This window comes from Blattabacterium cuenoti, from assembly GCF_014252115.1.
Lineage (GTDB): Bacteria > Bacteroidota > Bacteroidia > Flavobacteriales > Blattabacteriaceae > Blattabacterium > Blattabacterium cuenoti_AK.
Map to the genome: position 1 here is coordinate 560,740 of NZ_CP059211.1, position 12,749 is coordinate 573,488.

Genomic DNA, 12,749 nt, shown 5'->3' on the forward strand with positions numbered 1-12,749 from the left:
AAATTATTCTACGTTTCCAAAACGACGTTTCCTTTTCTGATAATCTATTATAGCTTCAAAAAGATCTTTTTTTCTAAAATCAGGCCATAAAATATTTGTAAAATATAACTCAGCATAAGCAGCTTGCCAAAGTAAAAAATTACTAATTCGTTGTTCTCCACTTGTTCTAATAATTAAATCTACATCTGGCAAATCTTTAGTATATAAATGATTTCTAAAAAAAGAGTAATTTATATCTTTTATTGAAAAAAGACCATTACAAATTTTTTCAGCAATATTTTTTGTAGCTCTTAATATCTCTTCCCTAGCACTATAACTCAATGCTAAAATTAAAGTTCCAGATGTATTATGTTTTGTTTTATTCATGAAAAATAATAGTTCTTTTTGAATTATTTCAGAAAACTTTTTTAATTCTCCTATTGTAATAATTTTTACATTTTTTTCATGAATTTGTTCTAAATGAATTTTTAAATTAGTATGAAATAACTTCATTAGACTGTCTATTTCTTGTTTAGGTCTATTCCAATTCTCTAAAGAAAAAACATACAAAGTTATATAAGGGATGCCTAATTCTTCACATCCATTTAAAGTCTCTATAACAGATTGTATCGCTTTTTCATGACCAAATGTTCTCAATTTTCCTCTATTTTTAGCCCAACGACCATTTCCATCCATGATAATAGCTATATGATTAGGTATGTTATTACAGTCTATTTTTTCTAACAATTTTTTCATAAAAAATCATAAACACATCTTATACAAAGATATAAATAAAAAATGAAGAACCTCAACCATATTTAATTTCGTTGATCCATTCCCCATAAAAGTTTTTCTCTTAACGTTTTATAATATGTATTTTTTTCTTCTTGAAGGATATATATATAGAAAGGTGCTTTTTGAATATATAATTCATTTTCTTGATTTAAAGAAATTAATCTTGTATCCATAGATAGAGAATAAGATTTTACTCGACTATGTACTTTTAAATAAATTTTTTGATGATCTGATATAATTAATGGACGTGAAAATAAATTATGTGGAGATACAGGTGTCAAAACAAAATTTTTATTTTCAGGACTAATAATGGGACCACCACAACTGAGAGAATATCCGGTTGATCCGGTAGGAGTAGAAATAATCAATCCATCAGCCCAATAAGAAGTTAAAAATTCATTATTTATATAAGCATCTATGGTTATCATAGAAACCATTTCTTTTCTAAGAATAACGATTTCATTTAATGCAAAATTAAAAAATTTTTTATGATCCATTATAGAAGTTTTTAATGATAATAAACTTCTGGGTATTATATGAAACTTTTTATTAAAAATTTGATCTATTTTTTTTATGAAAACATCTTTATTAAAAGTTGCTAAAAAACCTAAATTTCCTGTATTTACTCCAACTATAGGAATACCAGAATCTCTAATGAATGTAATAGCGGATAAAATAGTGCCATCTCCTCCAAAAGTAAACATTAAACTAAAATTTTTAGTTTTTAATTCTTTATAATGAGAAAAAACCGGAAAATTTAAATTCTTAAATTCTTCAAAAGAAGATAGAACGTGAAAAAAAGATTTTTCAATATGGACTTCTATAGAATGGCTATATACATAACCTATAAATTGATTCAAATATGGTATATTTTTTTCGTAAAATTTTTGTCCATATACGGCTATTCTCATTTTAAAATTTTAATTATAACAAATTAAAAAAATTATGAAATTAATTTGTTTTCTTTCAATATAGTTAGTTTAAACTAAATAGTTTTTATTAATTTTATTTTTTCTAATTTAGAAAAAAAATCATAAAAAATGAGAGAATCTTTGTTTCCTGCAAAAATATTGTTATTTGGAGAATATGGAATTCTAAAAAACTCAAGTGGACTTTCTATTCCTTATAATATTTATAAAGGAACTTTAAAAAGTTATTATGAATCCAATAAAAATAAAGATTATTCATATTCAAATTATGAAATAAATAAATTTTATAATTTTTTATCCATTTTAGAAAAAAAAAAGAGTTATTAGTAAAATTGGATTTAAAAAAATTACGTAAAGATATACAAAAAGGAATCTTTTTTCATTCAAATATACCAAATGGATATGGAGTTGGAAGTTCTGGAGCATTAGTAGCTTCTATTTATGATAAATATGCAAAAAATAAATTAAAAGGATATTTCAAAAATAATATCATAATTTTGAAAAAAATATTTGGACAAATGGAGTCTTTTTTCCATGGAAAAAGTTCGGGAATAGATCCTTTAATTTGTTATTTTAATCAACCTTTACTTATCCAATCCGAAACAAATATTTTTATAATAGAGCTTCCAAAAGAAAATAAAGGAAAAGGGGCTATTTTTTTACTAAATTCCGGAATTCCTAGTCAAACCAATTCTATGATCAATTTTTTTTTTAGAAAATTAAAGCATGATAAATTCCGAAAAATCATTTTTTCAGAATTTATAAAATATAATGAAAAATGTATTAAAAATTTTTTAAAAGAAGACTTTAAAAGTTTATTAAAAAATGTTAAATTATTATCTAGTTTGATTTTTTATCATTTTCGTCCTATGATTTCCCAAAACATTTTAGAAATTTGGAAAAACGGAATATTCAATGATATTTATTATTTGAAATTATGTGGTTCTGGAGGTGGAGGTTTTATTTTAGGTTTTACACCAAATTATGAATTATCAAAAAAAAAATTGAAAAAATATACTACAGAAGTTCTTTTTCGTTTTTAACTCAATTTTTTTATGCACCATAAAATTAGATTAAACCATTACTTATCTGATGCAGGAATTTCTTCTAGAAGAGAAGCAGATAAATTAATTCAGTCTGGAGCTATAGAAGTCAATGGAAAACCCATTTTTAAATTAGGAACTGTAATTTATACAGATGATATTGTGAAATATCATGGATCAAAGATCAAATCTAAAAATAAAATTTATATATTACTTAATAAACCCAAAGGGTTTATTACTTCTACACGAGATCAATTTAATAGAAAAACAGTAATGAATTTGATTCCTTATTTACCTTATAGGATTTTTCCTGTTGGAAGATTAGATTATTCTACTACAGGAGTTTTACTCCTAACAAATGATGGATATATAGCTGAAAAATTGACTCATCCTAAATATCGGGTAAAAAAAATATATCACGTATCATTAAATAAAAAAATTAAAAACGAAGATTTAGATAAAATAAGAAAAGGAAAAATTTATCTAAAAGAAGGAAGAATAAAAGTCATTTTTGTAAATAAAAAATGTGATAATAAAATAGAAATAGGATTGTATATAGGATGGAATAAAGTCATTAAACGAATATTTAAAAAATTAAATTATCAAGTCATCCGATTAGATCGGATTAATTTCGGAGGATTATCAAAAAAAAATATTAAAATAGGAAATTGGTGTTTTTTGAAAAAAAAAGAAATAGAATATATTATGACTGCTAACAATAAAAGTAAATAATATTAGTGGTTTTATGAAAAAAATAACTATTATTAATGGTCCCAATTTAAATTTATTGGGAATAAGAGAACCTGAATTATATGGATACGAAAATTTCTCAGATTTTCTTAAGAAATTAAAAAAAAAACTATCTACTAGTAGTATAGAGATTAATTATTATCAAAATAATAGTGAAGGAAAAATTATAGATATTTTACATTCTGTAGGTTTTAAATCAGATGGAATTATTTTGAACGCAGGAGCCTATACTCATACTTCTATAGGAATTGCTGATGCCGTAAAATCTATTTCTTCCCCTGTAATAGAAGTTCATATTTCCAACATTTATTCCAGAGAATCTTTTAGAAAAAAATCCTTTCTTTCTCCTGTTTGTAATGGGACAATTTTTGGTTTTGGATTTAAATCGTATGAATTAGGAATAATGAGTTTTTGTTTATGAATATGAAAAAAATAAAAATCATTTAATTTTTTAATATATCGAATTAAATTATTGATACCATGTTTTTTTTTCGCAGAAACTTTAAACCATGTAGGTACAGGAATATTATTTTTTTTTATTTCCTTAAGAAAAAATGAAATTTTTTCATCAAAAAGTCTAAAACTTTTTAGTTTATCCATTTTCGTAAAAACAATGCAAAAATGGATTTTTAAATTATTTAATTTTTTTATAAAATTTAAATCTTTTTTTTGTAAAAAAAACCGACAATCTATCAACAAAAATAAAAAAATATTATTTTTTTTATTAAGAATAAAATTTCTAATTAATTTCTGTGTTCTTTCTTTTAATTTTTTTACAGAAAAAAATCCATAACCTGGTAAATCTACCAAATACCACTTATGATTTATTAAAAAATAATTGATAGATTGTGTTCTTCCAGGATAAGAAGAAACTTTAGCTATTTTTTTTTTTGTTATACTATTTATTAAACTAGATTTCCCAACATTAGAACGTCCCACAAAAGCATGTTCAGGAACATTATGAGTCAATAACCGAAATTGGCTAATATTTTTTAAACTACCTTTAAATTTTACAGAAATAATTTTCATGGTTAAAATCAAATTTGGAAAGCCATTTTTCTAAAATATTTACAAATATTTTAGGGTGTTCCATCATTGGAACATGACCACATTTATCTATCCAATATAATTCTGAATGAGGCAATAATCTATGAAACTCTTTTGCAACTCCTGGAGGAGTAACATGATCTTGTTTTCCCCAAATTAAACAAATAGGTTGATGAATAACAGATAAATCTTTAGACATATTAGATTTCATTGCACTTTTCGCGATATATAAAATTTTAATTCCTTTTTTTTTATCATTTACAATATGAAAAACTTCATCTACTAGTTCTTTTGTAGCTATATTAGGATCATAAAATACTTCTTGTGATTTTTTTCTAATGTATTCATAATTTTCCCTTTTAGGAAAAGCATCTCCAAAAGCTTTTTCAAATAACCCTGAACTTCCTGTTAAAACTACAGAATGAACTAAATCGATTCTTTTTTTTGCTATAATTAAAGCAATGTGCCCACCAAGAGAATTTCCTATTAAAGTAGCTTTTTTAATTCTTATTTCCATTAAAAATCGAATTACATATTTAGATATGTTATAAATGTTAGTCAAAAATAATGGCATATTATAAAGAGGTAATGAAGGAATGATAACTTGATAACCTCTTTTTGGAAAAAAATCCAAAAGAGCTTCGAAATTACTTAACCCTCCCATTAATCCATGAAGCAAGATTAAAGGGTGACCTTTTCCTTTTTTGATGTGAGGAAACTTTTTATCTTTATTTTCAATAAAATTGAATATGCACATCATACAATTCTATTTTTCCTTAAGTATTTTTCTTTGAACAATAAAGTAAGCTTCTTTGGCAGCCATTTCTTCTGATTTTTTTTTAGAAGAACCTCTTCCTTTAGTTTGAATTTCATATTCTGATATTGTAAATACAGATAAATAAATAATTTTATTTTGATCTTTATTTTCCCTAAAAGTTTTAAAACTTATAGAAAGTTTATTTTTTTGTGACCATTCTATGATCCATACTTTATAACTAAAAATTTCATTTTGTAATTTTTCAACATTTACATGAGGATGTAAAATTTTTTTATGTACAAAATTTTCACAACTATGATATCCTCTATATAAGTAAATAAAACCTATCAAAGCCTCAAGTGTATTCCCCAGTATATTATTATCAAATATTATAGATTGATCGGAAAAAATATCTGCAATAGTTAATTTTCTAGAAATTTCATTTAAGTTTCTTCTACATACGATTTTAGACCGTATTTGAGTTAATTCTCCTTCTTTCTTTTTAGGAAATTTCTCACATAAAAAATGTGATATAATAGAATTTAATACAGCATCTCCCAAAAATTCTAATCTTTGAAAATTAATGGAATAATTTTGATTTAAATTTCTTTTTTTCGTAGAAAAACTATATATGAATACTTCCTTTAAAAATTTGGTATTTTTTGGAAAAAATCCTAATATTTTTATCAGTCTATCTACTAAGATAGAATAATCATTTTTTTTAAATTTTTCAAAAAAAGTATTATTTTCAGGTAACATTTATTTTTTTAAATAAAATACAAACATTATGTCCTCCAAAACCAAAAGTGTTGCATATGCTGATTTTTACTTCTTTTTTTACCGCTTTATTTGGAGTTAAATTAATTTTTGGATCTATATTTTTATCTACATGAAACATATTTATGGTTGGAGGGATTATTCCTTTTGTTAAGGGAAGAATCGAAGCAATAGCTTCAATTGCTCCAGCAGCACCTAGTAAATGACCAGTCATAGATTTTGTAGAATTAATATTGATATCATGTATATTTTCATGAAATACTTTTTTAATAGCTTTAATCTCCGCAATATCTCCTAATCTAGTAGATGTTCCATGAGAATTAATATGATCAACTTCTTTAGATTTAATTCCAGCCTCTTTAATAGCTGATTTCATAGCTAAAATAATTCCTTTTCCTTCTGGATGAGGTGTTGTAATATGGTAAGCATCTCCAGACATTCCCACTCCTCCTATCTCAGCATATATATTAGCCCCTCTTTCCTGAGCATGTTTGTATTCTTCAATAATAAGACATCCAGCTCCTTCTCCTAATACAAAACCATCTCTATTTTCATCAAAAGGTCTTGATGCTGTTTTATAATCTTCATTTCTAGTAGATAGTGCATGTAAAGCATTAAAACCTCCGACTCCGCTTTGCGTAATAGCAGCCTCAGATCCTCCAGTTATCATTATATCAGCTTTTCCTAAACATATTAGATGATAAGCATCTACAATAGCATTAGAAGATGAAGCACAGGAAGATACCGTTGCATAATTTGGACCGTGAAGTCCATAATTCATAGAAATAAAACCAGCAGTAATATCGATAAGCATTTTTGGGATAAAAAAAGGACTAAATCTGGGATATTTTCCTCCATGTATATAATCTGAAATAGATTCTTCTAAGTTAAGAAGACCTCCAATTCCAGATGACCAAATTACTCCTATTCTTTCTCTTTTTTCTTTTAAAAAATTAATTCCACTATTTTTTATTGCTTCTTCAGAAGCAATAATTCCATATTGAGCACAAGGATCTAATTTTCGTCTTTCTTTTTTATTGAAAAAAAAATTTGGATCATAATTTTTTAATTCACAAGCAAATTTAGTCTTATATTTTTTAGTATCGAAATAAGTAATAGGACCACAACCGTTTTTTCCAGTTATAAGAGAATCCCAATATTTTTCTACAGTGTTTCCTATAGGAGTGATAGAACCAATTCCAGTAATCACTACTTTTTTGATTTCTACATGTTCATACATAAAAAATATTTATCTAATCAGTTTTTTTTCTTATTTACATTTTTTTCCATCAAAATATTTTCAATAGCCCGCACGGCTTCACCTACTGTTGTTATTTTTTCAGCTATTTCGTCAGAAATATTTATGTTAAATTCTTTCTCGAATTCCATAATAAGTTCTACTATATCTAGTGAATCTGCTCCTAAATCATTTGTAAAACTAGCAGTAGGAGTAACTTCATTTTCTTCTACGCTTAATTTTTCTACAATAAGAGCATTGATTTTAGACGCAATATCAGACATGTATTATAATTTTTTATAATACAAAATTAGTAAACTTTTGTAAATCATATATAAATTTGTTTCACGTATAAATAGTAAATGACATATGACTTCTTTTTCTCTAGAAAATTATGGAATATTGAATTCTTCATATAATTGGCAACTAACTCCTTACGAGTTACAAAAAATCATTGTTCAAAAAAAAATGGGTTTTGAAACAAAATCAGGTGCTTTAGCTATAACAACAGGTTTTTTTACCGGAAGATCTCCAGAAGATAGATTTATTGTAAAAGATAGCATTACAGAACAAAAAGTTTGGTGGGATGAAAAATTTAATCAATCTTTTGATACAGAAAAATTTAATGATTTATATCAAAAAGTAGTACAATATTTATCTGGAAAAACTTTGTATATCCGGGATGGATACCTTTGTTCCGATAAACGTTATCAATTAAATGTTCGTTCTATTAGTGAGTATCCATGGTCTGATCTATTTATTCATAATTTATTTTTAAGATTTTCAAACTTGAAAATAATTTCACCAGATTGGTTATTGTTTTGTGTTCCAGGATTTCAAGCAAATCCCATAGAAGATGGTACACGAAATAAAAACTTTTCTATATTAAATTTTTCCAAAAAAATAATCTTGATTGGAGGATCAGGATATACAGGAGAAATTAAAAAATCTATATTTTCTGTTTTAAATTTTATACTTCCTATATACAAAAATGTTTTTCCTATGCATTGTGCTGCAAATGTGGGGAAATGTAATAAAGATACAGCTCTTTTTTTTGGTTTATCGGGAACAGGAAAAACTACTATTTCTAATGATGTAAATAGAAATTTGATTGGAGATGATGAACACGGATGGACTTATGATGATATTATATTTAATTTTGAAGGAGGATGTTATGCTAAAATATTGGGTATTTCTCAAAAAAATGAACCTATGATTTATCATGCTATAAGAAAGGGTGCTATGTTGGAGAATGTAATTTTTGACAAAAAAACTAGAGAAGTAGATTTTTTAAACGACACCATTACTCAAAATATGAGGATAAGCTATCCTATTTATTTTATAAAAAATATCGAAAAAAAACTATTGTCTTCCAATATAAAAAATATTTTTTTTCTAACATATGACGCTTTTGGAGTTTTACCTCCTATATCTAAACTTAATAGAGCACAATCTTATTACTATTTTTTATTAGGATATACATCTAAAGTAGCTGGTACTGAACTAAATATTAAAAATCCAAAAGCTACTTTTTCTTCTTGTTTCGGAGCTCCGTTTATGCCCTTGCATCCTGTTAAATATACAAAAATGTTAATGAAAAAATTAGATAATACTCAAATCAATGTTTGGATGATTAATACTGGATTAATATCGGAAAGAACCGGATGTAGGATTAAATTAGATGATACACGTAAAATTGTACAAAATGCTTTAAATGGTATTTTATCAGAAGTTCCTTATGAAAAATATCCTATTTTTAATTTTCAAATTCCAAAATATTGTCCCGGTGTATTTTCTAATATTTTGAATCCAAAAAACTTATGGAAAAATAAAAAAATATATCAAGATCAAATTAAAATACTTGCTAAAAAATTTATTCAGCATTTTAATATATATAGACAATATACAGATGAAAATATTTCGTCAGGAGAACCTATTTTGGAATAAATGTTATATCTTCACTTCATTTTATATTGTTGTATAAATTTATTAATATATTTTCCTAGAATATCAAATTCTACATTAACAATATCACCAATTTTCATCAAATGATAATTTGTTTTTTTATAAGTATAAGGAAGAATGGAAGCATTAAATATATATTGATTACATGTTATAACAGTCAAACTTACTCCATTAATAGCGATAGATCCTTTTTTTACAACTAGAGAATCCAATTTTTTTTTGGATTTAAAAAAGAATAAATAGCTTCCGTTTCTATTTTCAATATTAATAATTTTAGCAGTTGTATCTACATGTCCTTGAACAATATGTCCATTCAACCTTTCATGTAACATAATTCCTCTTTCTAAATTTACTTCATCTTTAATTTTTAAAAAATTTAAGTTAGTACATAATAAAGTTTCTTCAGAAACAATAACTGAATAAGTTTTTTGATTTTCATTGATGTTCATAATACTTAAACATATTCCATCATGACAAATACTTTGATTAATTTTTATTTTTTTTTTTAAAAATGGATTACTAAAAATTATACGAAGATTGTTTTTTTCACGATTTAATTGATACACTTTTGTAGTACATTCTATGATTCCAGTAAACATTGATGAATAATTTATAATTTTTTTCAAATTAATTAAATATTGTATTTTATATTAATGAATCATAAAAAAAGAAAAATTAAAGTGGGGTTTACCACAGGAGATATTAATGGAATAGGATTAGAGGTTTTTTTAAAAGTATGTTGCAAAAAAAAACTGTTAGATTTTTTTACTCCAATATTATTTGGATCTACCAATCTATGTTTTTACTACAAAAAAATTTTTAATATGGAAATTAATAATATACGAGAAATAAAAAATTTTAAAGAAATTATTGATTACAAAATCAATGTATTCAATATATGGAAAGAAAATATTAAATTTGAATCTATAAAAATCAACCATCCTGAATCAGGAAAATACCCCATGTTATCTTTAAAGAAAGCTGTGAAAGCTTTAAAAGAAGGTAAAGTAGATGTACTTGTAACAGCTCCAGTTAATAAAAAACATATGAATTTTAAAAATTTTTCATTTTTTGGTCATACTGAATATTTACAAAATATATTAGAGGGAGAATCCTTAATGTTAATGATTCACGATATTTTAAAAATTGCAACAGTAACTAACCACATACCTTTAAAAAAGGTTAGTTCAGAATTAAATATCAAAAAAATAATGAAATCGATTAAAATTTTACGTCAGTCTCTCATCATTGATTTTTATATAGAAAAACCAAAAATTGCTGTTTTGAGTTGTAATCCACATTCAGGTGATAATGGATTAATAGGAAATGAAGAAAAAATAAAAATTAAACCAGCTATTGATAATTTATTTCAAAAAAAAGGATGGTTAATTTTTGGTCCTTATTCTTCAGATAGTTTTTTTGGAAATCATAATTATCGAAATTTTGATGCTGTTCTAGCTATGTATCATGATCAAGGATTAATACCTTTCAAAACTTTAACTTTTAATCAAGGAGTAAATTTTACAGCTGGTCTTTCTCATATACGAACATCTCCTGATCATGGAGTTGCCTATGATATAGCTAAAAAAGGAATCGCCAATGAAAAATCATTTGAAGAGGCTATTTTTAATGCTATAAAAATATTCAAAAATAGAAAAGAATATATGAAGTTTAGTTCATAGAAGTTATGTTATTATAATAACCATGTTTTTATTTACTCTTAAAATACCACCTTCTATTTTAATTTCCTTTTTTTTATCCTTTTTTAGTTCTAATTTCAGAATCCCATTTTTTAATATAGAAATAAATGGAGCATGATTTTTTAATATTTGAAAGTACCCCTGATATCCAGGGGCTATAACAGATATAACACTTCCTTGATAAAAAATTTTATAATATCTAAAAATTTTGATTTCCATAAAAACCACAAATTTATGATAAAATTTTTTTTCCACTTTCTATAACCTGTTCAATAGTTCCTTTTAGATTAAAAGCTATTTCTGGTATATTATCTAATTCTCCATTCATTATCATATTAAATCCTTTTATAGTATCTTCAATCTTTACAAATTCTCCTTCTATTCCTGTAAATTGTTTTGCAACATGAAACGGTTGAGATAAAAAACGTTGAACACGTCTAGCTCTAGAAACTGTTAGTTGATCTTCTTCACTTAGTTCTTCTATTCCAAGAATAGCTATAATGTCTTGTAAGGAATTATATTTTTGCAATATTTTCTTAACTTTTTGTGCACAATTATAATGACTTTCACTTATTATATCTGGAGATAAAATACGTGAAGAAGAATCTAAAGGATCTACTGCAGGATAAATACCTAAAGATGCTATTTTTCTAGAAAGTACTGTAGTTGCGTCTAAATGTGAAAATGTAATTGCAGGAGCAGGATCTGTTAAATCATCAGCAGGAACATAAACTGCTTGCACTGAAGTGATAGATCCTCTTTTGGTGGAAGTTATTCTTTCCTGCATAGCCCCCATTTCAGATGATAAAGTAGGTTGATATCCTACTGATGAAGGTATTCTTCCTAATAATGCTGAAACTTCTGATCCAGCTTGAGTAAAACGAAATATATTATCTATAAAAAATAAAACATCTTGTCCTTTTTTTCCTTCTAAAGATTGATCTCTGTAATATTCAGCTAATGTTAACCCGGATAAAGCAACTCTTGCTCTCGCTCCAGGAGATTCATTCATTTGTCCAAAAACAAAAACTGCTTTGGATTTTTTCAAGGATTCTTTGTCCACTTTAGATAAATCCCAGTTTCCTTTTTTCATAGATTCCATAAAAGATTCTCCATACTTTATAATACCGGATTCTAACATTTCTCTTAATAAATCGTTTCCTTCTCTAGATCTTTCTCCTACTCCTGCAAAAACAGATCTTCCTCCATGTTTTTTTGCTACATTATTAATTAATTCTTGAATCAATACAGTTTTTCCAACTCCAGCTCCTCCAAATAACCCAATCTTACCTCCTTTAGGATAAGGTTCTATTAAGTCTATGACTTTAATTCCTGTATATAAAATTTCTGTATCTGTTGATAAATCTACAAATGCAGGAGATTTACTATGAATAGATTTAGTTTTCGATCTATCTATATCTCCTAATCCGTCTATACAATCTCCTAAAACATTAAATATTCTACCATTAATAGATTCTCCAACAGGAACACAAATTGGTTGATCTAATGCATAGACTTCCTGCCCTCTTTTCAATCCATCTGTTACTTCCATAGATATACAACGAACATTATTATCCCCCACATGTTGTTGAACTTCCAATACAATTTTTTTTTTTTTAGACGAAAATACTTCTAGTGCATCATAAATTTTAGGAAGATAAGAGCATCCTTTGAAAGAAACATCAATTACAGGTCCTATAATTTTATTAATTATTCCTTTAATTTTTTTTTTATGCATCATCATATCATGTACTTATATAAAAACTATAT

Annotated in this window: 14 protein-coding genes and 1 pseudogene; 5 read left to right on the top strand and 10 right to left on the bottom strand. The window is 25.5% G+C overall.

Annotation, left to right across the window (positions count from 1 at the left end):
• Positions 1–3: 3 nt before the first annotated feature.
• Entirely contained in the window at positions 4–735 is a 732-nt protein-coding gene (locus H0H44_RS02730) for an isoprenyl transferase (RefSeq protein WP_185871592.1), read from the bottom strand.
• Between the two features lie 62 nt (positions 736–797).
• Positions 798–1,685, bottom strand: a complete 888-nt coding sequence (locus H0H44_RS02735) for an NAD kinase (RefSeq protein WP_185871593.1) — start codon at positions 1,683–1,685, stop codon at positions 798–800.
• Positions 1,686–1,814: 129 nt separating this feature from the next.
• Between H0H44_RS02735 and H0H44_RS02740 the strand changes: the two are divergent.
• The 3 genes and pseudogenes from H0H44_RS02740 to aroQ all read left to right on the top strand — a co-directional run bounded on the left by H0H44_RS02740 (position 1,815) and on the right by aroQ (position 3,917).
• Positions 1,815–2,746, top strand: a pseudogene (locus tag H0H44_RS02740) (mevalonate kinase family protein).
• 12 nt (positions 2,747–2,758) lie between these two features.
• Positions 2,759–3,478, top strand: a complete 720-nt coding sequence (locus H0H44_RS02745) for a pseudouridine synthase (RefSeq protein WP_185871594.1) — start codon at positions 2,759–2,761, stop codon at positions 3,476–3,478.
• 13 nt (positions 3,479–3,491) lie between these two features.
• A complete protein-coding gene (aroQ, locus tag H0H44_RS02750; RefSeq protein ID WP_185871595.1) occupies positions 3,492–3,917 on the top strand; it encodes a type II 3-dehydroquinate dehydratase in 426 nt (141 codons plus the stop codon).
• On the opposite strand, the gene yihA is transcribed toward aroQ, so the two are convergent.
• From yihA to H0H44_RS02775, 5 genes are read right to left on the bottom strand one after another with little or no spacing between them, the layout of a single operon-like run.
• A complete protein-coding gene (yihA, locus tag H0H44_RS02755; protein WP_185871596.1) occupies positions 3,803–4,525 on the bottom strand; it encodes a ribosome biogenesis GTP-binding protein YihA/YsxC in 723 nt (240 codons plus the stop codon). The genes aroQ and yihA overlap by 115 nt on opposite strands.
• Positions 4,500–5,303, bottom strand: a complete 804-nt coding sequence (locus H0H44_RS02760) for an alpha/beta fold hydrolase (protein ID WP_238786129.1) — start codon at positions 5,301–5,303, stop codon at positions 4,500–4,502. The genes yihA and H0H44_RS02760 overlap by 26 nt, the downstream gene beginning before the upstream one ends.
• A 6-nt stretch (positions 5,304–5,309) precedes the next feature.
• Positions 5,310–6,059 carry a ribonuclease III family protein gene (locus H0H44_RS02765; RefSeq protein ID WP_185871597.1) on the bottom strand — a complete coding sequence of 250 codons (750 nt, stop codon included), beginning with the start codon at positions 6,057–6,059 and terminating at the stop codon, positions 5,310–5,312.
• Positions 6,049–7,317: a beta-ketoacyl-ACP synthase II gene (fabF, locus tag H0H44_RS02770; protein WP_185871598.1), complete on the bottom strand. Its 1,269-nt coding sequence runs from the start codon at positions 7,315–7,317 to the stop codon at positions 6,049–6,051. The genes H0H44_RS02765 and fabF overlap by 11 nt, the downstream gene beginning before the upstream one ends.
• A 17-nt stretch (positions 7,318–7,334) precedes the next feature.
• Complete coding sequence (locus H0H44_RS02775) at positions 7,335–7,598, bottom strand: acyl carrier protein (RefSeq protein WP_185871599.1); 264 nt, start codon at positions 7,596–7,598, stop codon at positions 7,335–7,337.
• An 85-nt stretch (positions 7,599–7,683) separates the two neighbouring features.
• On the opposite strand from H0H44_RS02775, the gene H0H44_RS02780 reads away from it, so the two are divergent.
• Positions 7,684–9,261, top strand: coding sequence for a phosphoenolpyruvate carboxykinase (ATP) (locus H0H44_RS02780; RefSeq protein ID WP_185871600.1), 1,578 nt, complete (start codon positions 7,684–7,686; stop codon positions 9,259–9,261).
• Between the two features lie 11 nt (positions 9,262–9,272).
• Here the strand turns inward: H0H44_RS02780 and H0H44_RS02785 are convergent, their stop codons facing one another.
• Positions 9,273–9,905, bottom strand: coding sequence for a riboflavin synthase (locus H0H44_RS02785; RefSeq protein WP_317168626.1), 633 nt, complete (start codon positions 9,903–9,905; stop codon positions 9,273–9,275).
• A 27-nt stretch (positions 9,906–9,932) separates the two neighbouring features.
• Here H0H44_RS02785 and pdxA point away from each other — a divergent pair, with 27 nt between their 5' ends.
• Positions 9,933–10,961: a 4-hydroxythreonine-4-phosphate dehydrogenase PdxA gene (gene pdxA, locus H0H44_RS02790; RefSeq protein WP_185871601.1), complete on the top strand. Its 1,029-nt coding sequence runs from the start codon at positions 9,933–9,935 to the stop codon at positions 10,959–10,961.
• A 3-nt stretch (positions 10,962–10,964) separates the two neighbouring features.
• Here pdxA and H0H44_RS02795 read toward each other — a convergent pair whose 3' ends face one another.
• Both H0H44_RS02795 and atpD read right to left on the bottom strand, forming a co-directional pair.
• Positions 10,965–11,198, bottom strand: a complete 234-nt coding sequence (locus H0H44_RS02795) for a FoF1 ATP synthase subunit delta/epsilon (protein WP_185871602.1) — start codon at positions 11,196–11,198, stop codon at positions 10,965–10,967.
• Between the two features lie 13 nt (positions 11,199–11,211).
• Positions 11,212–12,717, bottom strand: coding sequence for a F0F1 ATP synthase subunit beta (gene atpD / locus H0H44_RS02800; RefSeq protein ID WP_185871956.1), 1,506 nt, complete (start codon positions 12,715–12,717; stop codon positions 11,212–11,214).
• Positions 12,718–12,749: the final 32 nt, after the last annotated feature.